This window comes from Enterobacter sp. SM3 (assembly GCF_009811935.2).
GTDB classification, from domain to species: domain Bacteria; phylum Pseudomonadota; class Gammaproteobacteria; order Enterobacterales; family Enterobacteriaceae; genus Enterobacter; species Enterobacter asburiae_D.
Map to the genome: position 1 here is coordinate 4,179,622 of NZ_CP099971.1, position 25,732 is coordinate 4,205,353.

General features: G+C 58.1%; 25 protein-coding genes. 20 read left to right on the forward strand and 5 right to left on the reverse strand.

The features are described from left to right. The first annotated feature begins 133 nt into the window (after positions 1 to 133). The 3 genes from lsrR (at position 134) to GVO84_RS19565 (ending at position 4,937) form a co-directional block, all read left to right on the forward strand. Complete coding sequence (gene lsrR, locus GVO84_RS19555; protein ID WP_010435856.1) at positions 134 to 1,102, forward strand: transcriptional regulator LsrR; 969 nt, start codon at positions 134 to 136, stop codon at positions 1,100 to 1,102. A gap of 34 nt (positions 1,103 to 1,136) precedes the next feature. Continuing rightward, positions 1,137 to 2,720: an autoinducer-2 kinase gene (gene lsrK / locus GVO84_RS19560; RefSeq protein WP_159514965.1), complete on the forward strand. Its 1,584-nt coding sequence runs from the start codon at positions 1,137 to 1,139 to the stop codon at positions 2,718 to 2,720. Between the two features lie 195 nt (positions 2,721 to 2,915). After that, positions 2,916 to 4,937: an NADPH-dependent 2,4-dienoyl-CoA reductase gene (locus GVO84_RS19565; protein WP_159514966.1), complete on the forward strand. Its 2,022-nt coding sequence runs from the start codon at positions 2,916 to 2,918 to the stop codon at positions 4,935 to 4,937. 82 nt (positions 4,938 to 5,019) lie between these two features. On the opposite strand, the gene rlmG is transcribed toward GVO84_RS19565, so the two are convergent. Then, positions 5,020 to 6,156 carry a 23S rRNA (guanine(1835)-N(2))-methyltransferase RlmG gene (gene rlmG / locus GVO84_RS19570; RefSeq protein WP_023333530.1) on the reverse strand — a complete coding sequence of 379 codons (1,137 nt, stop codon included), beginning with the start codon at positions 6,154 to 6,156 and terminating at the stop codon, positions 5,020 to 5,022. An 83-nt stretch (positions 6,157 to 6,239) separates the two neighbouring features. Between rlmG and GVO84_RS19575 the strand changes: the two genes are divergently transcribed. The 4 genes from GVO84_RS19575 to sstT all read left to right on the forward strand — a co-directional run bounded on the left by GVO84_RS19575 (position 6,240) and on the right by sstT (position 10,510). Continuing rightward, on the forward strand, positions 6,240 to 6,743 hold the full coding sequence (locus GVO84_RS19575; RefSeq protein WP_159514967.1) for a YgjP-like metallopeptidase domain-containing protein: 504 nt from the start codon (positions 6,240 to 6,242) through the stop codon (positions 6,741 to 6,743). A 70-nt stretch (positions 6,744 to 6,813) separates the two neighbouring features. Continuing rightward, positions 6,814 to 7,812, forward strand: a complete 999-nt coding sequence (locus tag GVO84_RS19580) for a Gfo/Idh/MocA family protein (protein ID WP_121424726.1) — start codon at positions 6,814 to 6,816, stop codon at positions 7,810 to 7,812. Positions 7,813 to 8,062: 250 nt separating this feature from the next. After that, positions 8,063 to 9,031: a TerC family protein gene (locus GVO84_RS19585; RefSeq protein WP_032650327.1), complete on the forward strand. Its 969-nt coding sequence runs from the start codon at positions 8,063 to 8,065 to the stop codon at positions 9,029 to 9,031. A 237-nt stretch (positions 9,032 to 9,268) separates the two neighbouring features. After that, positions 9,269 to 10,510: a serine/threonine transporter SstT gene (gene sstT, locus GVO84_RS19590; RefSeq protein WP_159514968.1), complete on the forward strand. Its 1,242-nt coding sequence runs from the start codon at positions 9,269 to 9,271 to the stop codon at positions 10,508 to 10,510. A 125-nt stretch (positions 10,511 to 10,635) separates the two neighbouring features. Here sstT and GVO84_RS19595 read toward each other — a convergent pair whose 3' ends face one another. Together GVO84_RS19595 and uxaC are read right to left on the reverse strand one after the other, a co-directional pair. Further along, positions 10,636 to 12,123, reverse strand: a complete 1,488-nt coding sequence (locus tag GVO84_RS19595) for a UxaA family hydrolase (protein ID WP_159514969.1) — start codon at positions 12,121 to 12,123, stop codon at positions 10,636 to 10,638. Between the two features lie 17 nt (positions 12,124 to 12,140). Then, on the reverse strand, positions 12,141 to 13,553 hold the full coding sequence (gene uxaC / locus GVO84_RS19600; RefSeq protein ID WP_159514970.1) for a glucuronate isomerase: 1,413 nt from the start codon (positions 13,551 to 13,553) through the stop codon (positions 12,141 to 12,143). A 476-nt stretch (positions 13,554 to 14,029) separates the two neighbouring features. On the opposite strand from uxaC, the gene GVO84_RS19605 reads away from it, so the two are divergent. The 11 genes from GVO84_RS19605 (at position 14,030) to GVO84_RS19655 (ending at position 21,332) form a co-directional block, all read left to right on the forward strand. Beyond that, the gene (locus tag GVO84_RS19605) at positions 14,030 to 15,328 is read left to right on the forward strand and encodes an MFS transporter (protein ID WP_159514971.1); all 1,299 of its coding nucleotides are present in this window, start codon (positions 14,030 to 14,032) and stop codon (positions 15,326 to 15,328) included. Between the two features lie 115 nt (positions 15,329 to 15,443). After that, positions 15,444 to 16,220 carry a transcriptional regulator ExuR gene (gene exuR, locus GVO84_RS19610; protein WP_023309288.1) on the forward strand — a complete coding sequence of 259 codons (777 nt, stop codon included), beginning with the start codon at positions 15,444 to 15,446 and terminating at the stop codon, positions 16,218 to 16,220. A gap of 344 nt (positions 16,221 to 16,564) precedes the next feature. Continuing rightward, positions 16,565 to 17,227, forward strand: a complete 663-nt coding sequence (gene yqjA / locus GVO84_RS19615) for a DedA family general envelope maintenance protein YqjA (protein WP_023309289.1) — start codon at positions 16,565 to 16,567, stop codon at positions 17,225 to 17,227. Between the two features lie 2 nt (positions 17,228 to 17,229). Further along, positions 17,230 to 17,613 carry an EnvZ/OmpR regulon moderator MzrA gene (gene mzrA, locus GVO84_RS19620; protein WP_121424730.1) on the forward strand — a complete coding sequence of 128 codons (384 nt, stop codon included), beginning with the start codon at positions 17,230 to 17,232 and terminating at the stop codon, positions 17,611 to 17,613. Positions 17,614 to 17,755: 142 nt separating this feature from the next. Continuing rightward, on the forward strand, positions 17,756 to 18,124 hold the full coding sequence (locus GVO84_RS19625; protein ID WP_159514972.1) for a DUF1090 domain-containing protein: 369 nt from the start codon (positions 17,756 to 17,758) through the stop codon (positions 18,122 to 18,124). Positions 18,125 to 18,155: 31 nt separating this feature from the next. Next, complete coding sequence (locus GVO84_RS19630; protein ID WP_008503141.1) at positions 18,156 to 18,461, forward strand: DUF883 family protein; 306 nt, start codon at positions 18,156 to 18,158, stop codon at positions 18,459 to 18,461. A 1-nt stretch (position 18,462) separates the two neighbouring features. Further along, positions 18,463 to 18,855, forward strand: coding sequence for a phage holin family protein (locus tag GVO84_RS19635; protein WP_023333540.1), 393 nt, complete (start codon positions 18,463 to 18,465; stop codon positions 18,853 to 18,855). Between the two features lie 2 nt (positions 18,856 to 18,857). After that, positions 18,858 to 19,154 (forward strand): YqjK-like family protein, encoded by a 297-nt coding sequence (locus GVO84_RS19640; RefSeq protein ID WP_032659774.1) that lies wholly within the window; start codon positions 18,858 to 18,860, stop codon positions 19,152 to 19,154. A 254-nt stretch (positions 19,155 to 19,408) separates the two neighbouring features. Then, on the forward strand, positions 19,409 to 19,801 hold the full coding sequence (locus tag GVO84_RS19645) for a DoxX family protein (protein WP_023309292.1): 393 nt from the start codon (positions 19,409 to 19,411) through the stop codon (positions 19,799 to 19,801). 71 nt (positions 19,802 to 19,872) lie between these two features. Next, on the forward strand, positions 19,873 to 20,859 hold the full coding sequence (locus tag GVO84_RS19650) for a glutathione S-transferase family protein (RefSeq protein WP_159514973.1): 987 nt from the start codon (positions 19,873 to 19,875) through the stop codon (positions 20,857 to 20,859). Positions 20,860 to 20,966: 107 nt separating this feature from the next. Then, complete coding sequence (locus tag GVO84_RS19655) at positions 20,967 to 21,332, forward strand: DUF805 domain-containing protein (RefSeq protein ID WP_023294635.1); 366 nt, start codon at positions 20,967 to 20,969, stop codon at positions 21,330 to 21,332. Between the two features lie 41 nt (positions 21,333 to 21,373). Here GVO84_RS19655 and GVO84_RS19660 read toward each other — a convergent pair whose 3' ends face one another. Further along, positions 21,374 to 22,276 (reverse strand): LysR family transcriptional regulator, encoded by a 903-nt coding sequence (locus tag GVO84_RS19660; RefSeq protein WP_023333543.1) that lies wholly within the window; start codon positions 22,274 to 22,276, stop codon positions 21,374 to 21,376. Between the two features lie 104 nt (positions 22,277 to 22,380). On the opposite strand from GVO84_RS19660, the gene GVO84_RS19665 reads away from it, so the two are divergent. Next, on the forward strand, positions 22,381 to 23,082 hold the full coding sequence (locus tag GVO84_RS19665; RefSeq protein WP_023309295.1) for a pirin family protein: 702 nt from the start codon (positions 22,381 to 22,383) through the stop codon (positions 23,080 to 23,082). A gap of 116 nt (positions 23,083 to 23,198) precedes the next feature. Continuing rightward, complete coding sequence (locus GVO84_RS19670; RefSeq protein WP_423257749.1) at positions 23,199 to 24,341, forward strand: IS481 family transposase; 1,143 nt, start codon at positions 23,199 to 23,201, stop codon at positions 24,339 to 24,341. A 77-nt stretch (positions 24,342 to 24,418) separates the two neighbouring features. Here the strand turns inward: GVO84_RS19670 and GVO84_RS19675 are convergent, their stop codons facing one another. Beyond that, positions 24,419 to 25,720 carry a serine dehydratase subunit alpha family protein gene (locus GVO84_RS19675; RefSeq protein WP_159514975.1) on the reverse strand — a complete coding sequence of 434 codons (1,302 nt, stop codon included), beginning with the start codon at positions 25,718 to 25,720 and terminating at the stop codon, positions 24,419 to 24,421. Positions 25,721 to 25,732: the final 12 nt, after the last annotated feature.

Here is a 25,732-nt window from a genome sequence, read left to right on the forward strand (position 1 = left end):
AGGGATCACAGTTTTATCGATTGAGATACAGATAAACCAGAAACGATCTAAAAGATCCGTTTTGTCGCGTGGCTCACATTTTCCCTTCGCGCCATCACGAACATATGATCTAAATTTTTATAAGAGTTCAACTATGAGCGATAAACGCACTGCGGAAGAAGGACGGTTTGCCGGGCTGGCACTGGCGGAAGAGGAACTCGTGGCGCGCGTCGCATGGTGCTACTACCACGACGGGCTGACCCAGAACGACATCGGCGAGCGGCTCGGGCTGCCGCGTTTGAAGATTTCTCGCCTGCTGGAGAAGGGCCGTCAGTCCGGGGTTATCCGCGTGCAGATCAACTCACGCTACGAGGGCTGCCTGGCGCTGGAAACCGAGCTACAGCAGCGCTTTGGCCTGAAGCTGGTGCGGGTGATGCCCGCGTTAAATACGCCGCCGATGAACGTGCGGCTGGGCATTGGCGCGGCGCAGTCCCTGATGGGCGTACTGGAGCCCGGCCAGCTGCTGGCGGTGGGGTTTGGTGAAACCACCATGAGCAGCCTGCAGCACCTGAGCGGCTTTATCAGCTCGCAGCAGATCCGCCTGGTGACGCTCTCCGGCGGCGTCGGGCCGTATATGACCGGTATCGGCCAGCTGGACGCAGCCTGCAGCGTCAGCATGATCCCCGCCCCGCTTCGCGTGTCATCCGCCGAGGTGGCCGGGATCTTAAAACGCGAGACCAGCGTGCGGGACGTGATCCTCGCCGCCACCGCCGCCGACGTGGCGGTGGTCGGCATTGGTTCGGTGAACCAGCGCCGTGACGCGACGATACTGCGCTCCGGCTATATCAGCGAGGGTGAACAGCTGATGTACGCCCGCAAAGGGGCGGTCGGCGACATTCTCGGCTATTTCCTCAATGCCGAGGGCGAGTGCGTTGAGGAGCTGGAGATCCACAAAGAACTGCTGGGCGTCACGCTCGATGAACTGGCGCAGCTGCCCACCATCGTTGGCGTGGCCGGAGGGGAAGAGAAAGCCGATGCGATTTATGCCGCACTGAAGGGCCGCCGTATCAATGGCCTGGTGACGGAGGAGACGACAGCCCGCGCGGTGCTGGCCCTGACGTAACGGGGTTGCCCTGCGCTAACAACGAGGCAAGCTCATGAGTTACCTTTTAGCGTTAGATGCAGGGACAGGCAGCGTTCGCGCCGTTATTTTCGATTTACAGGGCAACCAGATTGCCGTCGGCCAGGCCGAGTGGAAGCACCTGAGCGTGGAGAACGTGCCGGGGTCGATGGAGTTCGACCTCGAGACCAACTGGCAGCTGGCCTGCCGGTGCATTCATCAGGCGCTGGAGCGCGCGCGCCTGAGCGCGGCGGACATTCAGTCCGTCGCCTGCTGCTCCATGCGCGAAGGGATCGTGCTATACGACCGCAACGGCGAGGCCATCTGGGCCTGCGCCAACGTCGACGCCCGCGCCAGCCGCGAGGTGGCCGAACTCAAAGAGATCCACGACGACCGCTTTGAATCCGAAGTGTATGAGGTTTCCGGCCAGACGCTGGCGCTGAGCGCCATGCCGCGCCTCCTGTGGCTGGCGCACCATCGTCCGGATATTTACCGCAAGGCCGCGACCATCACCATGATCAGCGACTGGCTGGCGGCGAAGCTCTCCGGCGAGCTGGCGGTCGACCCGTCTAACGCGGGCACCACCGGCATGCTGGATCTCTTCTCCCGCGACTGGCGTCCGGCGCTGCTCGACATGGCCGGGCTGCGCGCCGATATCCTCTCTCCGGTGAAAGAGACCGGCACCGTGCTGGGCGCTATCACCAAAGAAGCCGCGCAGCAGAGCGGCCTGCGCGAAGGCACCCCGGTGGTAATGGGCGGCGGCGACGTGCAGCTGGGCTGTCTGGGGCTGGGCGTGGTCCGCGCCGGGCAAACCGCGGTGCTGGGCGGCACCTTCTGGCAGCAGGTGGTCAACCTGCCGCAGGTGCGCACCGACCCCGAGATGAACATCCGCGTGAACCCGCACGTGATTCCCGGCATGGCGCAAGCGGAGTCCATCAGCTTCTTTACCGGGCTGACCATGCGCTGGTTCCGCGACGCCTTCTGCGCGGAGGAAAAGCTGATTGCCGAGCGGATGGGGATGGACACCTACTCCCTGCTGGAAGAGATGGCGAGCCGCGTACCGGCAGGCTCCCATGGGGTGATGCCGATATTTTCCGACGCGATGCATTTTAAGCAGTGGTACCACGCCGCGCCGTCGTTTATTAACCTCTCCATCGACCCGGAAAAGTGCAACAAAGCGACGCTGTTCCGCGCCCTGGAGGAGAACGCGGCCATCGTCTCGGCCTGCAACCTCGCGCAGATTTCACGCTTCTCCGGCGTGACGTTTGAAAGCCTGGTGTTTGCGGGCGGCGGGGCTAAGGGCGCCCTGTGGAGCCAGATCTTAAGCGACGTCACCGGCCTGCCGGTGCGCGTGCCGGAAGTGAAAGAGGCGACGGCGCTCGGCTGCGCGATTGCCGCAGGTGCGGGCGCGGGGCTATTTGCGGATATGGCCTCGACGGGCGAGCGGCTGGTGAAGTGGAGCCGCGAGTTCACGCCGAACCCGCAGCACCGCGAGCTGTACGACAGCATGATGCAGAAATGGCAGGCGGTGTACGCCGACCAGCTCGGGCTGGTGGACAGCGGGCTGACGACGTCGATGTGGCAGGCACCGGGGTTAGCGCGGACATCCCCCTCACCCTAACCCTCTCCCCATAGGGGAGAGGGGACTGCTCCGTGCGGCCTTTCTCCCTCTCCCCTATGGGGAGAGGGCCAGGGTGAGGGGAAGTTCTTTGAGATCTATCACAATCATTCGATCCCGCTTTTACCTTTCCGCTGCCGCTGGCTAAATTAGTAACTCATCCGACCACATAACAATAATTTTACACTGGAAGAGACTATGAGCCGCTACCCGTCGTTATTCGCCCCTCTCGATCTGGGGTTCACCACACTCAAAAACCGCGTGTTGATGGGGTCGATGCACACCGGGCTGGAGGAGCATCCGGACGGGGCCGAGCGTCTGGCAGCCTTCTATGCGGAGCGCGCCCGCCACGGGGTGGCGCTGATTGTCACTGGCGGCGTGGCCCCTGCGCCTTCCGGCGTGGGCATGGAGGGCGGCGCTGTCCTGAACGATGCGTCACAGCTGCCGCACCACCGCATTGTGACCGACGCGGTACACCGCGAGGGCGGCAAAATCGCCCTGCAAATCCTGCACACGGGTCGCTACAGCTATCAGCCGAACCTGGTCGCGCCGTCGGCCCTTCAGGCACCGATTAACCGTTTTAAACCTCACGCCCTGACCCACGATGAGATCCTGGCATTGATTGACGACTTCGCCCGCTGCGCGGCGCTGGCCCGCGAGGCGGGCTACGACGGCGTTGAGGTGATGGGTTCAGAAGGCTACCTGATCAACGAGTTCCTCGCCGCCCGCACCAACCAGCGCGACGACGAATGGGGCGGCGACTATGCCCGCCGGATGCGCTTTGCCGTGGAGGTGGTGCGCGCGGTGCGCGAACGTGCGGGCGCGGACTTTATTATCGTCTTCCGCCTGTCAATGCTCGACCTGGTGGAAGGCGGCGGCACGTTCGACGAAACCGTGCAGCTGGCGCAGGCGATTGAAGCCGCAGGCGCCACCATTATCAACACCGGCATCGGCTGGCACGAGGCGCGCATCCCGACCATCGCCACGCCGGTGCCGCGCGCGGCGTTCAGTTGGGTAACGCGCAGGCTGAAAGGCAAAGTGTCTGTTCCGCTGGTCACCACTAACCGCATTAACGATCCGCAGGTGGCGGACGATGTGATTTCGCGAGGCGACGCCGATATGGTGTCGATGGCGCGCCCGTTCCTGGCGGATGCCGAACTCCTGTCCAAAGCGCAAAGCGGCCGTGCGGATGAGATCAACACCTGCATCGGCTGTAACCAGGCCTGTCTGGATCAGATCTTCATCGGCAAAGTCACCTCCTGTCTCGTCAACCCGCGCGCCTGCCATGAAACCAAAATGCCGGTCGTTCCGGCGGTGAATAAAAAACGCCTGGCCGTGGTGGGCGCAGGCCCGGCGGGGCTGGCGTTTGCGGTGAATGCCGCCTCGCGCGGGCACAGCGTGACGCTGTTTGATGCGCTGGCGGAGATTGGCGGGCAGTTTAATATCGCCAAGCAGATCCCCGGCAAAGAGGAGTTCTATGAAACGCTGCGCTACTACCGCCGGATGATCGAGCTTACGGGCGTCGATCTGCGGCTTAACCAGTTTGTCAGCGCAGCGGATCTGATCGATTTCGACGAGGTGATCCTGGCGAGCGGGATCGTCCCGCGCCTGCCGGCGATCGAGGGTATCGATCATCCGAAGGTATTGAGCTATCTGGATGTATTGCGAGACAAAACGCCGGTTGGCGAGAAGGTGGCGATTATTGGCTGCGGCGGAATCGGCTTTGATACCGCCATGTACTTAAGCCAGCCGGGCGAGGCCACCAGCCAGAACATTGCCGAGTTTTGCATGGAATGGGGTATCGACACCAGCCTGAGCCAGTCCGGCGGGCTACGCCCGGAAGGGCCGCAGCTGCCGAAAAGCCTGCGTCAGATCGTGATGCTCCAGCGTAAGGCCAGCAAGCCGGGCGAAGGGCTGGGCAAAACCACGGGCTGGATCCACCGCGCCACCCTGCTCTCACGCGGGGTGAAGATGATCCCGGCGGTGAGCTACCAGAAGATCGACGACGAGGGTCTGCACGTTACGATCGGCGGCGAGCCGCAGCTGCTGCGCGTGGATCACGTCATTTTATGTGCCGGGCAGGAGCCGAAGCGCGATCTGGCGGATCCGCTGCGCGAAGCCGGTAAAACGGTGCATTTGATTGGCGGGTGCGATGTGGCGATGGAGCTGGACGCGCGGCGGGCGATTGCGCAGGGGACGAAGTTGGCTCTGGCAATCTAGAACATTGCCCGGTGGCGCTGCGCTTACCGGGCCTACAAAACCGTAGGCCTGTGCAAGCGAAGCGCCGCCAGGCAAAACAATCTTACCGACGACGCCCCAGCTTCACCGCTTTCAGCACCACGAACTTGTTATTGGTCGCAATGGTGACGCAGTTGCCGAAAATCTTCTTCAGCTTGTGGAAGTAGTCCAGGTGACGGTTCGCCACGATATACAGCTCGCCGTTGATTTTCAGGCAGCGGCGCGCGTGGTGGAACATCTCCCACGCGACGTTATCCGTCAGGGCGTGCTTCTGGTGGAAAGGCGGGTTGCAGAACACCGCGTTGAAGCGGAACGGCTCTACGCCAGACAGCGCGTTGTTGATCATAAACTCGCAGCGGTCCAGCGCTTCCGGCATGTTGGTTTCCACGTTCAGACGGCTGGAGGCCACCGCCATCGGCGACTCGTCGCTGAACACCACGCTGGCGTCCGGGTTCTTCGCCAGCAGCGTCAGGCCAATCACGCCGTTACCGCAGCCCAGATCGACAATTTCACCTTCCAGATTTTCCGGCAGATGTTCCATAAAGAAACGCGCCCCGATATCCAGCCCGGTACGGGAGAAAACGTTCGCATGGTTGTGGATGGTCCAGTCGGTCCCCTCCAGCTTCCAGCTCAGGGTCTCCGGCGCGTCGGCCAGCTCCGGTGCGCTGAAGGTGCAGTTGATCAGGCGCGCTTTTTTCCAGGCCAGCGTCGTGGTGGTCGGGCCGAGGACTTTCTCGAACAGCTCCAGCGTCGAGGTGTGAATATCGCGCGCTTTGGCACCCGCGATAATGCGCGTTTCCGGCGTCACGACCTTGCGCAGCGCGCGCAGCTGCTGCTCCAGCAGCGCCATGGTTTTGGGCACTTTGATCAGCACCACGCCCGGCGCCTGCGGGTAGTCCGCGGTGCTGTCGAGGAACTTCACGCTGGACTCTTCGATATCGTTATGGCGCAGGTTTTCACGCGTCGCCAGCTCGCTCAGGTAGGAATCGCCGATGCTGTAAGGCGTGTGTTCCGCCAGGGCGCAGCCCAGCGCGCCAAAGGCGTCATTCAGGATCAAAACCGGGCCGCGGATTTCAGTCTCATCCAACTGCTGCAGCAGATATTCATCCGCCGCTTCCCACGCCATGAGCGGGTTAACGTCGTCCGTTTCCGGGAAACGTTTAAGGTTGAGTGAACGGAAACCGTTGTCTAAGTGGCTCATCGGCCCTCCTGAATGGTAAAATTTGGCGTATCCCTGAAAAGGGTGCGTGAGTATACCCGTTTTATTGTCGATTTGGGGCGTTGATGAACCAACTTACTTATCTCCATGGCTATCCGGAGCATTTACTGACTCAGGTTCGCAGCCTGATTGCCGAGCAGAAGCTCGGCGCGGTGCTGGAAAAACGCTATCCCGGCACGCACGATTTCGCGACCGATAAGGCCCTCTGGCAGTATACGCAGGATCTGAAAAGCCGGTATCTGAAGAGCGCGCCGCCGATCAACAAGGTGATGTACGACAACAAGATCCACGTGCTGAAAAACGCGCTCGGCCTGCACACCGCCATCTCCCGCGTGCAGGGCGGCAAGCTGAAAGCGAAGGCCGAAATCCGCGTCGCGACGGTTTTCCGTAACGCGCCGGAAGCCTTTCTGCGGATGATCGTCGTCCATGAGCTGGCACATCTGAAGGAGAAAGAGCACGACAAAGCCTTCTATTCCCTGTGCTGCCACATGGAGCCACAGTACCACCAGCTGGAGTTTGATACCCGGCTATGGCTTACGCATTTATCGTTAAATGGTAATGCGGAATAGCGCACGCGAATTGTCATGATGACGTGCTACAGTGGCTAAAGGTTCCCCGCTACGGAGTACGTAAACGTTTATGATACGTTTCGCAGTCATTGGTACGAACTGGATCACACGCCAGTTCGTCGACGCCGCCCACGAAACCGGCAAACTTAAACTTACCGCAGTCTATTCCCGCAGCCTTGAGCAGGCGCAGAGTTTTGCTAACGACTACCTCGTTGAGCATCTCTTTACTTCGCTTGATGAGATGGCGCAAAGCGACGCCATTGACGCGGTGTATATCGCCAGCCCTAACTCCCTGCACTTCCCGCAGACAAAGCTGTTTCTCAGCCACAAAAAGCATGTGATTTGCGAGAAGCCGCTGGCGTCAAATATCCAGGAAGTGGAAGCGGCCATTGCGCTTGCCCGCGAAAACCAGGTGGTGCTGTTCGAAGCGTTCAAAACCGCCAGCCTGCCGAATTTCCTGCTGCTGCAGCAGTCCCTGCCGAAAATTGGCAAAGTGCGTAAAGCCTTTATCAACTACTGCCAGTACTCGTCGCGCTACCAGCGCTACCTGGACGGCGAAAACCCGAACACCTTTAACCCGGCCTTCTCGAACGGCTCGATTATGGATATCGGCTTCTACTGCCTTGCCTCCGCAGTGGCGCTGTGGGGCGAACCGCACGGCGTGACCGCCACCGCCAGCCTGCTGGAGAGCGGCGTGGATGCGCACGGCCTAGTGGTGCTGGACTACGGTGATTTCAGCGTCACGCTACAGCACTCCAAGGTGAGCGATTCCGTGCTGCCGAGCGAAATTCAGGGCGAGGCGGGCTCGCTGGTTATCGAGAAGATCTCCGAGTGCCAGAAAGTGAGCTTTGTGCCGCGCGGCGGCAAAGCGCAGGAGCTGACGCAGCCTCAGCATATTAACACTATGCTCTATGAGGCAGAGGTCTTCGCCCGTCTGGTGGAAGACAACGAAGTGAATCACCCTGGCCTCGCGGTAAGCCGCACCACGGCGAAGCTGCAAACGGAGATCCGCCGCCAGACCGGCGTGGTGTTCCCGGCAGACGGCGTAGGCGCGGAAGCGATCGCGTAAAGCTGTGTAATGAAACGGCGCAGACCATTGACGAAACCGATGGTCTGACATATTTTGTTACCTGCAAAGGGGAGTAACTTCTTCGCCGGTGGATCGTCATTACGATGCGTTAAACGCGCATCCGGTCGCCGGGCAACCCTCGTGGTTGTAAGTGAGACCTTGCCGGAAGGCGAGGTCTATGCATAAAAAGCTAACGGCTATCGTCTTCTGACCATGGCCGTTTTTGTTTTTTATGTGTAAGGAAAATAGTATGCATTCTGTCGGCACTCCAATGTTGTGGGGCGGATTCGCGGTTGTCGTGCTCATCATGCTGGCGATCGACCTCTTTTTGCAGGGGCGTCGCGGCGCACACGGCATGAGCATCAAACAGGCTGCAGCCTGGTCTCTGGTGTGGGTCACCCTCTCCCTGCTCTTCTGTGCCGCCTTCTGGTGGTATCTGGCCTCGACCGAAGGCCGCGCGGTGGCCGATCCTCAGGCGCTCGCCTTCCTCACCGGTTATCTGATTGAAAAAGCCCTGGCGGTTGATAACGTCTTCGTCTGGCTGATGCTGTTCAGCTACTTTGCCGTGCCTGCGGCCCTGCAGCGCCGCGTGCTGGTCTACGGCGTGCTGGGTGCCATTGTTCTGCGTACCATTATGATCTTCGCCGGCAGCTGGCTGATTACCCAGTTCGAATGGCTGCTGTACGTCTTCGGCGCGTTCCTGCTGTTCACCGGGGTCAAGATGGCGCTGGCGAAAGAGGACGGCTCCGCGATTGGCGATCGCCCGCTGGTGAAGTGGATCCGTGGGCACCTGCGCATGACCGACAAGATTGAGAGCGAGCACTTCTTCGTGCGCAAGAACGGCCTGCTGTTTGCCACCCCGCTGCTGCTGGTGCTGATTCTGGTTGAGCTGAGCGACGTAATTTTCGCGGTGGACAGCATTCCGGCTATCTTCGCGGTGACAACCGACCCGTTCATCGTCCTGACCTCAAACCTGTTCGCCATCCTCGGCCTGCGTGCGATGTACTTCCTGCTGGCAGGCGCGGCGGAGCGCTTCTCGATGCTGAAGTACGGTCTGTCGGTGATCCTGGTATTTATCGGTATCAAGATGCTGATCGTCGATTTCTACCATATCCCGATCGCCATTTCGCTCGGCGTGGTGTTTGGCATTCTGATCGTGACGCTGATTATCAATACCTGGGTTAACCGCCAGCACGATAAGAAGCAGCAGGTGGAGTAAAACGTTCGGTGCGGCCTGATGCCCTCACCCCAACCCTCTCCCACAGGGAGAGGGTGAACACACTTTTGTAACGAAGCAGTTAAAAAATATGATGCAACACGTAAAATCCAGCATTTTACGCTTCCCTCCTTTCGCGCATTCCCTATACTCGACCAGGCAAACATTTACTTACATCCGGACATAAATGTGACTTAGAGCACATTCGGGATGGAACGCAATTTCACTCAGGAATAATGTATGAGCACACAATCGACAGGGCTTTTTGCGCGCCTGGCGCAGGGCAGCCTGGTTAAACAAATTCTGGTAGGACTGGTACTGGGTATTCTGCTGGCCATGGTCTCAAAACCTGCAGCGGAAGCCACGGGGCTGCTCGGGACGCTGTTCGTCGGCGCACTTAAAGCGGTCGCGCCGGTTCTGGTTCTGATGCTGGTTATGGCGTCTATCGCCAACCACCAGCACGGACAAAAAACCAACATTCGCCCTATTCTGTTCCTGTATCTTCTGGGAACCTTCTCTGCGGCCTTAACCGCTGTGGTGTTCAGCTTCCTGTTCCCGTCCACACTACATCTGACCAGCGCAGCCGGCGATATCACGCCGCCATCCGGCATTGTAGAAGTGCTTCGCGGCCTGCTGATGAGCATGGTCTCTAACCCCATCACCGCGCTGATGAGCGGAAACTACATTGGCATCCTGGTCTGGGCGATTGGTCTGGGCTTCGCACTGCGTCACGGTAACGACACCACGAAAAACCTGGTCAACGATCTGTCCAACGCCGTCACCTTTATGGTGAAGCTGGTGATTCGCTTTGCACCAATCGGGATTTTCGGTCTGGTCTCCTCCACGCTTGCGACCACCGGTTTCGACGCGCTGTGGGGCTACGCGCAGCTGCTGGTTGTGCTGGTCGGCTGTATGCTGCTGGTGGCGCTGGTGATCAACCCTCTGCTGGTGTTCTGGCAGATCCGCCGCAACCCGTATCCGCTGGTGCTGACCTGCCTGCGCGAGAGCGGCGTTTACGCCTTCTTCACCCGCAGCTCTGCGGCGAACATTCCGGTTAACATGGCGCTGGCGGAGAAGCTGAACCTGGACCGCGATACCTACTCCGTGTCGATCCCGCTGGGCGCAACCGTGAACATGGCGGGTGCGGCGATCACCATTACCGTGCTGACGCTGGCGGCGGTGCATACGCTGGGCATTCCTGTCGATCTGCCAACCGCGCTGCTGCTGAGCGTTGTGGCGTCGCTGTGTGCCTGTGGCGCATCCGGCGTGGCGGGCGGTTCGCTGCTGCTGATCCCCCTGGCATGTAATATGTTCGGTATCCCGAACGAGATTGCGATGCAGGTTGTGGCCGTCGGCTTTATCATCGGCGTCCTGCAGGACTCCTGCGAAACCGCGCTGAACTCCTCTACCGACGTGCTGTTTACCGCTGCGGCCTGTCAGGCGGAAGACGCGCGTTTAGCGAAGAACGCCCTGCGCGGTTAAAACAAAAGCCCGGTGGCGGCTACGCCTTACCGGGCCTACAGGGTAAACGCAAACGGCAACCATGTGGTTGCCGTTTTTAGTGTTTGTACCCTCTCCCCGTGGGCGAGGGCATCAGGCCGCACCGATTAAAGCGTCACACCGCTCTTAAAAATCGCCAGCTCGCGGAAGTCGTTCTTCTCGTTGCAGGTCTGCTTGCCGTTAGCAAATTCCACGATAGCGTCCACGAACTCCGTCAGCAGCTGCGGCATGGCTTTGCCGTGGATCAGCTGACCCGCATCAAAATCGATCCAGTGCTTTTTCTTCGCCGCCAGCTCGCTGTTGGTGGCGATTTTCACCGTCGGCACAAAACCGCCGTACGGCGTACCGCGCCCGGTGCTGAACAGCACCATATGGCAGCCGGCACCCGCCAGCGCGCTGGTGGCGACCGCATCGTTGCCCGGTGCGCTCAGCAGGTTCAGACCGTGCGTTTTCAGGCGCTCGCCGTAGCGCAGCACGTCAACCACCTGGCTCGCGCCCGCTTTCTGAGTGCAGCCGAGGGATTTCTCTTCCAGCGTGGTGATCCCGCCCGCCTTGTTGCCCGGCGACGGGTTCTCGTAAATCGGCTGATTGTGGGCGATGAAGTACTGTTTGAAGTCGTTCACCATGGTGACGGTTTTCTCAAACGTCTCTTCGTCGCGGCAGTGGCTCATCAGAATACGTTCTGCGCCGAACATTTCCGGCACTTCGGTCAGCACCGTGGTGCCGCCGTTGGCAATCACGTAGTCCGAGAAGCGGCCCAGCATTGGGTTAGCGGTAATGCCGGACAGGCCATCAGACCCGCCGCACTCCAGCCCAAACTTCAGCTCGCTCAGCTTGCCCGGCTCGCGCCTGTCGTGGCGCATCACGTCATACAGCTGATGAAGCTGCTCAATGCCCGCTTCCACTTCGTCGTCCTGATGCTGACACACCATAAAATGCACGCGCTCAGGGTCGAATTCCCCCAGCGTTTCGCGGAAGGCGTCCACCTGGTTGTTTTCGCAGCCCAGACCAATCACCAGCACCGCGCCCGCGTTCGGGTGGCGTACCATGTTTTGCAGCATGGTGCGGGTATTGATGTGGTCGTCGCCGAGCTGCGAGCAGCCGTAGGTGTGGCTGAACAAATGCACGCCGTCAGTGCCTTCGGCATCGTTGGTCTCTTTCAGGAAACGCGTCTGGATCTGACGCGCAATCCCGTTCACGCAGCCGACGGTAGGGAGGATCCACAGCTCGTTGCGGATCCCCACCTCGCCGCTGGCGCGACGGTAGATCTGCACCTCACGATCTGCCGCCTGCCCGGCTTCCGCCTGGAAATCAGGTTGATAGCGGTACTCGTCCAGATCGCTCAGATTGGTGCGGGTATTGTGGGAGTGAATATATTCACCCGGCGCAATATCCGCCAGCGCATGACCGATGGGCAAACCGTACTTCACCACGTTCTCCCCTTTCGCAATGGGGATCAGGGCAAATTTGTGTCCACGCCCAATAGCCTGGCGCAACGTGACCGACTGACCGTCGAACGTGACGCTCGTTCCTTCGGTCAAATCAGCCAGCGCGACGGCCACGTTATCCAGCGAATGGATTTTGATGTATTGCATATCAACCTCAAACGGCCTTAGTTCAGTTCAATGGCGAAGTAGTCACGCGCATTGTTAAAGCAGATGTTTTTCACCATTTCGCCCAGCAGCTGGATATCCGCTGGCGCTTCGCCCGCGTGCACCCAGCGGCCAATCATCTGGCACAGAATGCGGCGGAAGTATTCATGGCGGGTATAGGACAGGAAGCTGCGGCTGTCGGTCAGCATGCCGACAAAGCGGCTCAGCAGGCCCAGCTGCGCCAGCTGCGTCATCTGACGCTCCATGCCGTCCTTCTGATCGTTGAACCACCAGCCGGAACCGAACTGCATCTTGCCCGGCATCCCTTCGCCCTGGAAGTTGCCGACCATGGTACCCAGCACTTCGTTATCGCGCGGGTTCAGGCAGTACAGGATGGTTTTTGGCAGCAGGTTTTGTTCGTTCTGTTTGCTCAGCAGTTTGGACAGCTCTTCCGCCAGCGGACGGTCGTTGATGGAGTCAAAGCCCACGTCGGCACCGATCAGTTTGAACTGGCGCTGGTTGTTATTGCGCAGCGCGCCGATATGGTACTGCTGTACCCAGCCGCGACGCGCGTATTCCGCACCGAGGAATACCAGCACCGCCGTTTTAAACTGCGCCACTTCATGCTCGCTCAAGCCTTCGCCGGAGAGACGACGCGCAAGGATGCTGTCCAGCTCGGCTTCGTTTGATTCCGCAAACAGCACCACGTCCAGCGCGTGGTCAGACACTTTACAGCCGTGCGCCGCAAAGTGATCCAGGCGTTTGGTCAGCGCGGCTTGCAGGTCAGCGAAACGACGGATGTCGGTATCCGACACTTCCGCCAGCTTCGCCATGTAGTCGGTGAAGGTGGCCTGCTCAATGTTGAAGGCTTTGTCCGGGCGCCAGCTTGGCAGCACTTTGATATCAAAAGAGGTGTCTTTGGCGACAACGGCATGATGTTCCAGGGAGTCAATCGGATCGTCGGTGGTGCCCACCATCTTCACGTTCATCTGCTTCATGATGCCGCGCGCGGAGAAGTTATCCTGCGCCAGCAGCGCGTTGCAGCGATCCCAGATTTCATCGGCGGTCGTTGGGGAGAGCAATTTGCCGGTGATGCCAAACGGACGGCGTAGCTCAAGATGCGTCCAGTGGTAGAGCGGGTTGCCGATGGTGTGCGGAACGGTCGCCGCCCAGGCGTCAAACTTCTCGCGGTCGGTCGCATCGCCGGTACACAGGCGCTCGGCGACGCCGTTGGTGCGCATGGCGCGCCATTTGTAGTGGTCACCCTTCAGCCAGATGTCATACAGGTTTTTGAAGCGGTAATTTTCGGCAACCTGCTGCGGCGGTAAATGGCAGTGGTAGTCGAAAATCGGCTGGTCTTTTGCGTAGTCGTGGTACAGGCGGCGAGCAAATTCGGTATCTAACAGAAAATCTTCGGTCATAAACGGCGTCATTATCGTCTTCCTCATTACGGGAGCGTCAGAAAGCGTATGTTCATATGCTGCAAAGTTATCACACCAATTTCCACCCACTGAAGCTTTTTTCGTGAGTGAGATCAATAAACGTCAACAAATAAATTACCCTCAACAGAGTAAACCCTTCTGCAGCCCCCGCTATTACTGGCTTTGCGCGCAACGATTAATGTCCCCACAAATAATCATACATTTGTGATGTCACTCACCTTTTAAAGTTGTATGACAAGTTATCTTTTCGCCGTCGCAAACACTCAGCCGACGGAATGCATTACCGGTGTGAGAGACATCGGGTTTAACGGTACGGATACCGACTTATGCACGCTTACTTATGGCAAGGTTCGGGCCGTTCCGGGACATGCTCCCGGCTACGCCCCTCCCGTTACACAACTGCTCCCGGAAACGGTCGAGAGGTTGCCGTGCTCTGGCGCGGAAATAACATAACGATGAGGTTTTAGATGCGTAAAATTAAAGGGTTACGTTGGTATATGATCGCACTGGTGACGTTAGGCACCGTGCTGGGCTACCTGACGCGTAACACCGTGGCAGCGGCAGCGCCAACGTTGATGGAAGAGCTGCATATCTCCACGCAGCAATACTCCTACATCATTGCCGCCTATTCCGCGGCTTATACCATCATGCAGCCTGTTGCTGGCTATGTGCTGGACATTCTCGGTACCAAAATCGGTTATGCCTTCTTCGCCATCGCCTGGGCAGTGTTCTGCGGTGCAACCGCGCTGGCAGGTAGCTGGGGTGGACTGGCGCTGGCTCGCGGTGCGGTGGGTGCGGCTGAAGCCGCGATGATCCCGGCGGGCCTCAAGGCCAGCTCCGAGTGGTTCCCGGCAAAAGAGCGTTCCATTGCGGTCGGCTACTTCAACGTAGGCTCGTCCATCGGGGCTATGATTGCGCCGCCGCTGGTGGTGTGGGCCATCGTGATGCACAGCTGGCAGATGGCGTTCATCATCTCTGGCGTACTGAGCTTTGCCTGGGCGATGGCGTGGCTGATTTTCTACAAACACCCGCGCGATCAGAAAAAGCTCTCCGAAGAAGAACGCGAATACATCATTGGCGGTCAGGAAGCGCAGCATCAGACCAACAACGGTAAAAAAATGACCGTCTGGCAGATCCTGGGCACCCGTCAGTTCTGGGGTATCGCCCTGCCGCGTTTCCTGGCTGAACCGGCCTGGGGTACCTTTAACGCGTGGATCCCCCTGTTCATGTTTAAAGTCTACGGCTTTAACCTGAAAGAGATCGCGATGTTCGCCTGGATGCCAATGCTGTTCGCTGACCTGGGCTGTATCGTGGGCGGCTACCTGCCACCGCTGTTCCAGCGCTGGTTTGGGGTGAACCTGATAGTTTCCCGTAAGTTGGTCGTCACCATGGGCGCGCTGCTGATGATTGGCCCAGGCATGATTGGCCTGTTCACCAGCCCGTACATCGCCATTGCCCTGCTGTGCATCGGTGGCTTTGCGCACCAATCCCTGTCCGGCGCGCTGATTACGCTCTCGTCTGACGTCTTTGGTCGTAATGAAGTGGCAACCGCCAACGGCCTGACCGGCATGGCCGCCTGGACCGCGAGCACCATGTTTGCACTGGTGGTCGGCGCGCTGGCGGATACCATCGGCTTCAGCCCGCTGTTCGCGGTGCTGGCGATCTTCGACCTGATGGGTGCGGTGGTTATCTGGACGGTGCTGAAAAGCAAATCGGCAGAGGAGCTGGCGAAAGAGTCCCTCGGGAAACCGGCTACGCAGAGTTAGCAAAAATGCGTTTCACCGAAGCCGCCTCCGGGCGGCTTTTTTAATGGCAAAATCTGGAGAGTGGCACGCAAAAGTGGTATAACAAATCATCTGCCGTACCCTGCCTGGAGCGCATATGGAAATCACCGAACCACGTCGTTTATATCAACAACTTGCTGCGGAGCTGAAAGATCGCATCGAGCAAGGGGTCTATCTTGTCGGTGATAAACTTCCCGCCGAGCGCTTTATCGCGGATGAAAAAAGCGTGAGCCGCACCGTGGTGCGTGAAGCGATTATCATGCTGGAAGTGGAAGGCTACGTAGAGGTACGCAAAGGCTCCGGCATCCACGTGATTTCTAATCTGCCGAAACACTCTCCCGTCGCGGACGAAAGTCTGGAATTCGCCAGCTATGGCCCGTTTGAGCTGCTCCAGGCTCGCCAGCTGATCGAAAGCAACATTGCTGAGTTTGCAGCCACGCAGGTGACCAAGCAGGACATCATGAAGTTGATGGAGATCCAGGAGAACGCCCGTAAGGAAAAATGTTTCCGCGATTCAGAGTGGGATCTTCAGTTCCACGTTCAGGTCGCCCTGGCAACCCAAAATACGGCGCTGGCGGCAATCGTAGAAAAAATGTGGACTCAGCGCGTTCACAACCCGTACTGGAAAAAACTGCACGACCATATCGATTCCCGTACCGTCGACAACTGGTGTGACGATCACGACCAAATCCTTAAGGCGCTGATTCGTAAAGATCCGCATGCTGCCAAGCTGGCGATGTGGCAGCACCTGGAAAACACCAAGCAGATGCTGTTCAACGAAACCAGCGATGACTTCGAATTTAACGCTGACCGCTATCTTTTTGCCGATAATCCCGTTGTTCATCTCGATACGGCATCCAGTGCCGCAAAATAGATGACCTTTCTGCTGGCAGGCGCTACGTTGCGCCTTCCGGCTTATATGGGTAAGCAAAACATATATAGTGTCAGCCTTTGTAAATCCCCTCGCTCACTTCCTGGGCTTACGCCAAAATCAACTCACCCCTGCAAATTCTGTGACGCAGAACGTTGGGCTTTGTTACAATTGGATTCAATTCCTTATTTTGTAAGTTAGTGCTTGCTAACCAGCCAATTAACAGGGAACAGTGTTGGCCACACCGCAATGTGTCCGCGAGCGACCATAATGAAATCACAACAATGTCGCCGTGCTGTTTGTCCCGGATAACAGGCGTGACGTTAACCGATTTCCAGGAACACTGAATGGAACTTTTGACCCAACTACTGCATGCCCTCTGGGCGCAGGATTTTGAAACGCTGGCCAACCCTTCCATGATTGGCATGCTCTATTTCGTCTTGTTTATGATCCTGTTCCTTGAGAACGGTTTGCTGCCTGCTGCCTTCCTGCCCGGTGATAGTTTGCTGGTGCTTGTCGGCGTGCTGTGTGCCAAAGGGGCGATGGCGTTTCCACACACCATTTTATTACTGACCGTTGCGGCCAGCCTCGGCTGCTGGGTGAGCTATATCCAGGGAAGATGGCTGGGCAATACCCGGATCGTCCAGAACTGGCTCTCTCATCTGCCCGCGCATTATCACCAGCGGGCGCACCACCTGTTCCATAAGCACGGGCTTTCCGCGCTGCTGATTGGCCGCTTTATCGCCTTTGTTCGCACCCTGCTGCCCACCATTGCCGGTCTGTCGGGATTGAGCAGCGCGCGCTTCCAGTTCTTTAACTGGATGAGCGGCCTGCTATGGGTGCTTATTCTGACGACGCTGGGCTATGCACTGGGTAAAACGCCGGTCTTTATGAAATATGAAGACCAGCTGATGTCCTGCCTGATGCTGCTGCCCGTGGTTCTGCTGGTCTTCGGCCTGATTGGCTCACTGGTTGTCCTGTGGAAAAAGAAATACGGAGCCAGAGGCTGACGATGGTTATCTCACCGCTCGCTCTGCGCCGTTTTGCCTTTGCCATGATTACACTGGTGGTGCTCAGCGCCCTGCTGCTGGCATGGAGCGCGCTTTCGCATCAGGAATCGACGCTGGCCATCCGCCCGGTAAACCAGGGTGCCAGCGTGCCTGACGGTTTTTCCGTCTGGCATCATCTGGATGCGAACGGGATCCGCTTTAAGAGCATCACCCCGCAGGACGATGTTTTACTGATCAAGTTTGATTCCCGTGCGCAAAGTGCCGCCGCGAAAGTGGTTCTCGACCGTACGCTGCCGCACGGGTATATCATTGCTCAGCAGGAAGATGAGAGCCAGCCTGCAGCCTGGCTCTCATTGATTCGCGATACGTCGCATCGGTTTGGATAACTTCCAGGATTCCGAATCTTTTCACTCACTTTGGTGAATCCCCCGTTTACTTACTATGCTTAAGTACGCGGAGCACCCCTCGATGTACTCCGCATAACTTTGGATAGCGGCTTATGCCGCCACACAATGGAAGGTTTCGATAATGAAATTCCGCATGACTCTGGCTCTGGCCCTTTTTTCTTTAAGCACAGCATCCTTCGCAAACTCTCTCTGTCAGGAGAAAGAACAGGATATTCAGCGTGAGATCGGTTATGCCCAAAAGCATAACAATCAGCACCGTGTTGATGGTCTTAAAAAAGCGCTGAGCGAAGTGAAAGCGAACTGTTCAGACAGCAAGCTTCGTGCCGACCACCAGAAGAAAATCGCTGAACAGAAGGACGAGATAGCCGAGCGCCGTCGCGACCTGCAGGAAGCGAAAGAGAAAGGGGATGCGGAAAAAATTGCTAAGCGCGAGAAGAAGTTGAAAGAAGCGCAGGATGATCTGAAAGCGCTGGAAGCTCGCGATTATTGAGTTAACGGAAATCTCAACAGGAGAGAGAATCATGTCAAAAGATACGACGTCTGAACATCTGCGCGCTGAACTGAAATCCCTGGCCGATACCCTTGAAGAGGTGCTGAACTCCTCTGCTGACAAGTCAAAAGAAGAGGTCAGCAAACTGCGCAGCAAGGCGGAGCAGGCGCTGAAAGAGAGCCGCTATCGCCTGGGTGAAACCGGTGATGCACTGGCGAAACAGACCCGCGAAGCGGCTGCGCGCGCGGACGAATATGTGCGTGATAATCCATGGACGGGTGTAGGGATTGGTGCCGCAGTGGGTGTGGTACTGGGTGTCCTTCTGACGCGTCGTTAATATGGAAGATCCTCGTCACGCACAAGGGCCTGCTAACAACGTCCTCGGCATCGGCCAGCGTATTTTAACGACGCTGGTCGGGATTGCCGAAACGCGCGTCCGTCTGGCAGTGGTCGAACTGGAAGAGGAGAAAGCGAACCTCTTCCAGATGCTGCTGATGCTCGGGCTGACCATGCTCTTCGCCGCGTTTGGTCTGATGAGCCTGATGGTGCTAATCATCTGGGCCATCGATCCGCAGTATCGTCTTAACGCGATGATTGCCACCACCGTCGTTCTGCTGGTCGCCGCGTTGATAGGCGGTATCTGGACGCTGCGTAAAGCGCGCAAGTCCACTTTCCTGCGCCATACGCGTCAGGAGCTGGCGAACGATCGCGCCCTGCTGGAGGATGACTAGCCGTGAGCGGTAAAGCCGAACGTCAAAAGCGAAAAGCGTACCTGCTAAGCCAGATCCAGCAGCAACGGCTGGATCTGTCGGCCAGTCGTCGCGACTGGATTGATGCGACGCGACGGTTTGACCGGGGCTGGAATACCGTCCTGAGCCTGCGTTCCTGGGCACTGGTCGGCAGCAGCGTGATGGCTATCTGGTCCGTTCGCCATCCGAATATGCTGATCCGCTGGGCGCGTCGTGGATTTGGCGCCTGGAGCGCCTGGCGTCTGGTGAAAGCGACGATCCGTCAGCAGCAATTACGGTGATAAAAGCAAAACGGTAACCCTGGTTACCGTTTTTTGTTTTTGCGCCCTCTCCCTGTGGGAGAGGGTTGGGGTGAGGGCACCAGCGCGCACGCCCCCCTTACTCAATATCTTTGAATTAGATTGACAGTTTTCCTTGCTAACAATTGCCACCTGCCCCGTTTATGATGCTCTCCATCGACAGCAATACCGCGGTATCTACCCGGAATTGCAGACAAATAAAGTTCAGCCGCTCATGTGGTTTCCTGGAGAGTAAAATGAAAAAATTAGAAGATGTTGGTGTACTGGTCGCGCGTATTCTGATGCCAATTCTGTTCATCGTGGCAGGTTGGGGAAAAATCACCGGTTATGCGGGTACCCAGCAGTATATGGAAGCCATGGGCGTTCCGGGGTTCCTGTTGCCACTGACCATTCTTCTTGAGTTCGGCGGCGGCCTGGCAGTCCTGTTCGGCTTCCTGACCCGTACCACCGCGCTGTTTACCGCAGGCTTCACCGTGCTGACGGCGTTCATCTTCCACAGCAACTTTGCGGAAGGCGTGAACTCTCTGATGTTCATGAAAAACCTGACCATCGCGGGTGGCTTCCTGCTGCTGGCCGTCACTGGCCCGGGCGCATACAGCATCGACCGCGTTCTGAATAAGAAATGGTAAGCACGCTATACTGAATGAACACAAAGCGAGGAGACATCTCCTCGCTTTTGCTATCTGACGGAGGAGAAAAAATGGGACAACTCGTAGACGGCGTATGGCAGGATGTCTGGTATGACACCAAATCCACCGGAGGTCGCTTCAAGCGCTCAGTTTCGGCCTTCCGTAACTGGCTGACCGCCGACGGCGCGCCAGGCCCGAGCGGCGAAGGCGGCTTCGCGGCTGAGAAAGACCGTTATCATCTTTATGTTTCGCTTGCCTGCCCGTGGGCACACCGCACGCTAATTGTGCGCAAGCTTAAAGGTCTCGAATCCTTAATTCCGGTTTCAGTCGTGAACCCGCTGATGCTGGAAAACGGCTGGACGTTTGACAGTGATTTTCCTGCGGCGACCGGCGACGATCTTTACCACCACGATTTCCTTTACCAGCTCTATCTGCGCGCCGATCCCCATTACACCGGGCGAGTTACCGTGCCGGTGCTGTGGGACAAGAAAAACCAGACGATTGTCAGCAATGAGTCTGCGGAAATCATCCGCATGTTCAATACCGCGTTTGACGCGCACGGCGCCCGTGCCGGAGATTACTATCCGGTTGAGCTGCGTGAGAAAATTGACGAGCTGAACAGCTGGATTTACGACAACGTCAACAACGGTGTCTACAAGGCCGGTTTCGCCACCAGCCAGGAAGCGTATGACGAGGCGGTTGGAAAGGTGTTTGAATCGCTGGAGCGTCTGGAACAGCTCCTGGGCAAGCATCGCTACCTGACGGGCGATCGCCTGACGGAAGCGGACATTCGCCTGTGGACCACGCTGGTTCGCTTTGATCCGGTCTATGTCACCCACTTTAAGTGCGACAAGCACCGCATCAGCGATTACCTGAACCTGTATGGCTTCCTGCGCGACATCTACCAGATGCCGGGTATCGCCGACACGGTCGACTTCGACCATATTCGCACCCACTATTTCCGCAGCCACAAAACCATCAACCCGACAGGCATTATCTCCATTGGTCCGTGGCAAGATCTGGATGAACCTCACGGGCGCGACGTCCGTTTTGGATAAATATTGAGGGCATCAATGGATGCCCTTTTTTAATTCACAATCTCCATCTATCCTTACTTTGATTGCTTAGAAAACAAGTGATTGACCGACTATTGAGGCAAGGAAAAATGGACTGGTATTTAAAAGTACTGCGCAACTACATTGGATTTGGTGGCCGTGCCCGCCGCAAAGAGTACTGGATGTTCGTTCTGGTGAACTTCATCCTTATCATGGTGCTGGGTATTGTGGATAAAATTCTCGGCTGGGAGCGGGCTGGCGGTGAAGGCGTGCTGACCACCATTTATGGCCTGTTGGTCCTGCTGCCATCATGGGCGGTGCTGTTCCGTCGACTGCACGACACCGATCGTTCAGCGTGGTGGCTATTGCTGCTGTTGATCCCGATTGTGGGCTGGATCGTGATTTTAATTTTCAACTGCCAGAGCGGGACGCCGGGCGAAAACCGCTTTGGTCCGGATCCGAAGATCGGCGCGTAAAATAACGCCCGGTGGCGCTTACGCTTACCGGGCCTACTCGTTTATTTATTGTGGTGGGCGAAGAGTTTAGGTATTTCGCGTAAACACCATGATTTGGCTTCGCCCATACTGTCGCGACGCCACGCCATAATGATATCCACCTCGTGGCTATATTCCGGGCTGACAACGCGCAGCCGCCCTTCAGCAATGTCTTTTTCCACGAACGGGTAGGGCATGGTCGCCACGCCCAGACCCGCCAGCAGCGCCTGCCGCTTGTCTTCCAGCGAGGTCACCGTCAGACGAGGCTGCTTATCCAGCAGCTGCACCGTCAGCACCGGACGCTCGCGCGCGGTATCCGCCACCGCCACGCCGCGATACTTCACGCGCGTCACCTCTGAAAGCGGCTCCGGCTCCTGGTGAATCGGGTGATTGGGTGCGGCAACGTAGACGTTCATCACGCTGTAAAGCTTGCGCGAGTTGATTTCCGATGAGGAACGGAAGTGCATGTCCGGCGCAATGACGATATCCGCCCTGCCCGTCTCCAGACGTTCCCACGCGCCTGCCAGCACCTCGGTGATGATTGACAGCTGCGTATTGGCCTTCGCCGCCAGGCGGTCCACCAGTGGGAACAGCGCTTCAGTCGGCACCAGTGCTTCCGTCACCAGCGTCAGATGGGTTTCCCAGCCGCGCGCCAGCGCTTCCGCGTCTGTCGTAAGCTTGTCCGCCGCTTCCAGCAGCACGCGGCCGCGCTCCAGCAGCATTCGCCCCACGTTGGTGAATTTTGTTCGATGACCGGAGCGGTCAAACAGCACCACGTCCAGCTCTTCCTCCAGCTTCTGCATGGTGTAGCTTAGCGCAGACGGAACGCGCCCCAGCTCATCTGCCGCCGCCGCAAAACTGCCGCGCCGGTCAATTGCGTCCATGACGCGAAGCGCCTCAAGCGTCAATGCTCTCTCTTTAGCCATCTCGTTCTCATTCAGGAAATTTGAACATACCGGGCAGAATATCTGGCTAACAATGCAGCGTCCATACCTTTACCATTGTTTTAGTGTAAAGAGAGGTCAAGTTTATGATTACGACAAGAACAGCTAAACAGTGCGGACAAGCCGATTTCGGTTGGCTGCAGGCCCGCTACACCTTTTCCTTTGGACACTACTTTGACCCTAAACTCCTCGGTTACGCTTCATTGCGCGTGTTGAACCAGGAAGTGCTCGCCCCGGGCGCCTCCTTCCAGCCGCGTACGTACCCGAAAGTCGATATCCTGAACCTGATCCTGGAAGGCGAGGCAGAATACCGCGACAGCGAGGGCAATCATGTCCAGGCAAAGGCTGGCGAAGCGTTGTTAATTTCCACGCAGCCGGGTATTAGCTACAGCGAGCATAACCTCAGCAAAGACAAAACGCTGACCCGCATGCAGCTGTGGCTGGACGCCTGCCCTGAGCGGGAAAATCCGCTGGTACAGAAGTTAGATTTAACGGGCGATAAGCAGCAGCTGATTGCATCTCCGGACGGCAGTAAAGGTAGCCTGCAGCTGCGCCAGCAGGTGTGGCTGCACCATATCGAGCTGAAGAAAGGTGAACAGGCGAGCTTCCAGCTTCATGGTCCGCGCGCCTATTTGCAGTCTATTCACGGTACGGTGCATGCGGTGACGCACACGGAAGAGAAAGAAGCGCTCACCTGCGGCGACGGGGCGTTTATTCGTGATGAAGCGAATATCACCCTGGTGGCGGATACGCCGCTGCGCGCGCTGCTGATTGATTTGCCGGTTTAAAGAATGCCCTCACCCTAACCCTCTCCCTGTACGGTCCGGGGACATAGTGAACACTTGTTCGGGGACATGGTAGACACTTACAACTAAGGCATAAGACCCCGTTTATGGAGTCGCTTATGCCCTGGGATGCGAGAGATACCATGTCATTACGTACCGAGTTTGTTTTGTTCGCCTCGCAGGACGGGGCGAACATCCGTTCCCTCTGCCGTCGCTTCGGCATTTCACCTGCCACCGGCTACAAGTGGCTCCAGCGCTGGGCTCAGGAAGGCACGTCCGGCCTTCAGGACCGTCCGCGCATACCGCACCATTCCCCGAACCGCTCGCCAGACGACATCACAGCCCTGCTGCGCATGGCCCATGACCGCCATGAGCGCTGGGGCGCCCGCAAGATAAAGCGCTGGCTCGAAGACCAGGGGCACACCATGCCCGCCTTCAGCACCGTCCATAGCCTGATGGCCCGTCATGGCCTGCTGCCGGGCGCAACACCGGGCATTCCCGCCACGGGACGGTTCGAATATGACGCGCCGAACCGCCTCTGGCAGATGGATTTTAAGGGCCATTTTCCCTTTGGCGGCGGCCGCTGCCATCCGCTCACCCTGCTGGACGACCACTCCCGTTTTTCCCTGTGCCTGGCGCACTGTACCGATGAACGTCGCGAGACCGTGCAGCAGCAGCTTGTCAGCGTGTTTGAGCGTTACGGCCTGCCGGACCGGATGACGATGGACAACGGCTCACCGTGGGGCGACACCACCGGCACCTGGACGGCGCTGGAGCTGTGGCTGATGCGCCACGGTATCCGCGTGGGGCACTCCCGGCCTTATCATCCGCAGACGCAGGGCAAGCTGGAGCGTTTTCACCGCAGCCTGAAGGCGGAAGTGCTGCAGGGAAAATGGTTCGCAGACAGCGGTGAACTGCAGCGCGCCTTCGACCACTGGCGCACGGTGTATAACCTTGAACGCCCGCACGAGGCGCTGGATATGGCGGTACCGGGCTCGCGGTATCAGCCGTCAGCGCGGCAGTACAGCGGCAGCACAACGCCCCCGGAATACGACGAGGGCGTGATGGTCAGGAAAGTGGATATCAGCGGAAAGCTGAGCGTGAAAGGGGTAAGTCTGAAGGCAGGCAAGGCGTTCAGGGGAGAACGGGTCGGGCTGAAGGAGATGCAGGAAGACGGCCGCTACGAGGTGTGGTGGTACAGCACGAAAGTGGGGGTGATCGACCTGAAGAAAAAGTCGATCACCATGGGTAAAGGATGTTAAAAAGTGTTCACCATGTCCCCGAACACCTGTCTACCATGTCCCCGGACTGTACACTCCCAATGGGAGAGGGAAATGCGCTACACCTTACTCGCCATAATCTCAATAATCTGCCGGTCCGTTTCCTGCATTGAGCGGCACGCCAGCGCGCACAGGTTTGCGATCGACTGCTCCACATCGTGCGCCACTATCCCCTCGTTGCCCGTCACGGCCGAATCATCCAGCGCCATCATCACCGCTTTCCAGGCACTTGCCACGCTGGTCGAGACTTTCATCGCGCAGCTGTTAGAAGCGCCGTCGCAGATCATCCCGCTGACGTCCCCGATCATGCTGCTGATGGCCATTGCAATCGTCTGGTAACTGCCGCCCATCAACCACGCCATGCCCGCCGACGCCCCCATCGCCGCCGTTGTTGCGGCACATAGCGCCGACAGGCGCGGAAGCTGGAAATGGATATAGATAGCCGAAAGATGTGACAGCATCAGCGCTCGCGCCAGCCGTTCGTCGTCAGCCTGAACGTGCTCCGCTACCACCACCACCGGCATGGTGGCGGCAATCCCCTGATTGCCGGAACCCGAATTGCTCATCGCCGGCAGCGTCGCGCCGCCCATGCGGGCGTCCGATGCCGCACTGGTGCGAATAACAATGTCTGAACCCAGATCCTGCGCCATCCATCCGCGCGAGCGCTGCTTATCGAGCGTTGCGCCAATGTGCAGCCCCCACTTCCCGCTGAGCCCTTCCCGGGAGAGCGCATCGTTCAGCTTTCCAGATTCCAGAATGAAGCGAATCAACTTAAACGGAACCTGCTCAACAAATTCCAGGATCTGCGACAGCGTGGTAGTTGAGAGTACCGCCAGCGGATCGTCTTTCGTCTGACATTGCCGATCGTCAAGCGTAAAGCGCGTTTCGCCCTGACAAACCACCTCCACCACCCGGGTATGCCCGCCGGCGATGGTCACCATTGCCGAGGTATCCCCGGCATGCACGCATGCACGCGAGTAGAGGATTTCATCGCACGGCTCCTGCAGTTTCACCTGCACCTTGCCAGAGTTCAGCAGGGATTTGGCCTGCACCAGCGCCTCGGCTGAGGCGTCTTTTAGCACCTCCAGCCCGGCCTGTGCATTCCCACCGGTTGCCCCCAGCGCCGCCGCAATGGGTAATCCGACCATGCCGGTGCCCGGTACCGTCACGCCAAGCCCGTTTTTCATCAGGTTCGGCGAGACCCACGCCTCAATCTGCGTCACTTCACCCGGCAGAAGGTCTGCGGCCATCGCGCAGGCCAGCGCCAGAGAGACGGGTTCGGTACATCCAAGTGCCGGTTTAACTTCTTCCTGCACCGCGCGTATAAATTGATTCCATAAAGGATGAGTTTGCTTAGACATCGTTACGACCTT

Excerpts from the sequence above, each read along its gene's own strand:
- lsrR (WP_010435856.1), top strand. The coding sequence starts at position 134 with ATGAGCGATAAACGCACTGCGGAAGAAGGACGGTTTGCCGGGCTGGCA.
- lsrK (WP_159514965.1), top strand. The coding sequence starts at position 1,137 with ATGAGTTACCTTTTAGCGTTAGATGCAGGGACAGGCAGCGTTCGCGCC.
- GVO84_RS19565 (WP_159514966.1), top strand. The coding sequence starts at position 2,916 with ATGAGCCGCTACCCGTCGTTATTCGCCCCTCTCGATCTGGGGTTCACC.
- rlmG (WP_023333530.1), bottom strand. The coding sequence starts at position 6,156 with ATGAGCCACTTAGACAACGGTTTCCGTTCACTCAACCTTAAACGTTTC.
- GVO84_RS19575 (WP_159514967.1), top strand. The coding sequence starts at position 6,240 with ATGAACCAACTTACTTATCTCCATGGCTATCCGGAGCATTTACTGACT.
- GVO84_RS19580 (WP_121424726.1), top strand. The coding sequence starts at position 6,814 with ATGATACGTTTCGCAGTCATTGGTACGAACTGGATCACACGCCAGTTC.
- GVO84_RS19585 (WP_032650327.1), top strand. The coding sequence starts at position 8,063 with ATGCATTCTGTCGGCACTCCAATGTTGTGGGGCGGATTCGCGGTTGTC.
- sstT (WP_159514968.1), top strand. The coding sequence starts at position 9,269 with ATGAGCACACAATCGACAGGGCTTTTTGCGCGCCTGGCGCAGGGCAGC.
- GVO84_RS19595 (WP_159514969.1), bottom strand. The coding sequence starts at position 12,123 with ATGCAATACATCAAAATCCATTCGCTGGATAACGTGGCCGTCGCGCTG.
- uxaC (WP_159514970.1), bottom strand. The coding sequence starts at position 13,553 with ATGACGCCGTTTATGACCGAAGATTTTCTGTTAGATACCGAATTTGCT.
- GVO84_RS19605 (WP_159514971.1), top strand. The coding sequence starts at position 14,030 with ATGCGTAAAATTAAAGGGTTACGTTGGTATATGATCGCACTGGTGACG.
- exuR (WP_023309288.1), top strand. The coding sequence starts at position 15,444 with ATGGAAATCACCGAACCACGTCGTTTATATCAACAACTTGCTGCGGAG.
- yqjA (WP_023309289.1), top strand. The coding sequence starts at position 16,565 with ATGGAACTTTTGACCCAACTACTGCATGCCCTCTGGGCGCAGGATTTT.
- mzrA (WP_121424730.1), top strand. The coding sequence starts at position 17,230 with ATGGTTATCTCACCGCTCGCTCTGCGCCGTTTTGCCTTTGCCATGATT.
- GVO84_RS19625 (WP_159514972.1), top strand. The coding sequence starts at position 17,756 with ATGAAATTCCGCATGACTCTGGCTCTGGCCCTTTTTTCTTTAAGCACA.
- GVO84_RS19630 (WP_008503141.1), top strand. The coding sequence starts at position 18,156 with ATGTCAAAAGATACGACGTCTGAACATCTGCGCGCTGAACTGAAATCC.
- GVO84_RS19635 (WP_023333540.1), top strand. The coding sequence starts at position 18,463 with ATGGAAGATCCTCGTCACGCACAAGGGCCTGCTAACAACGTCCTCGGC.
- GVO84_RS19645 (WP_023309292.1), top strand. The coding sequence starts at position 19,409 with ATGAAAAAATTAGAAGATGTTGGTGTACTGGTCGCGCGTATTCTGATG.
- GVO84_RS19650 (WP_159514973.1), top strand. The coding sequence starts at position 19,873 with ATGGGACAACTCGTAGACGGCGTATGGCAGGATGTCTGGTATGACACC.
- GVO84_RS19655 (WP_023294635.1), top strand. The coding sequence starts at position 20,967 with ATGGACTGGTATTTAAAAGTACTGCGCAACTACATTGGATTTGGTGGC.
- GVO84_RS19660 (WP_023333543.1), bottom strand. The coding sequence starts at position 22,276 with ATGGCTAAAGAGAGAGCATTGACGCTTGAGGCGCTTCGCGTCATGGAC.
- GVO84_RS19665 (WP_023309295.1), top strand. The coding sequence starts at position 22,381 with ATGATTACGACAAGAACAGCTAAACAGTGCGGACAAGCCGATTTCGGT.
- GVO84_RS19670 (WP_423257749.1), top strand. The coding sequence starts at position 23,199 with ATGCCCTGGGATGCGAGAGATACCATGTCATTACGTACCGAGTTTGTT.
- GVO84_RS19675 (WP_159514975.1), bottom strand. The coding sequence starts at position 25,720 with ATGTCTAAGCAAACTCATCCTTTATGGAATCAATTTATACGCGCGGTG.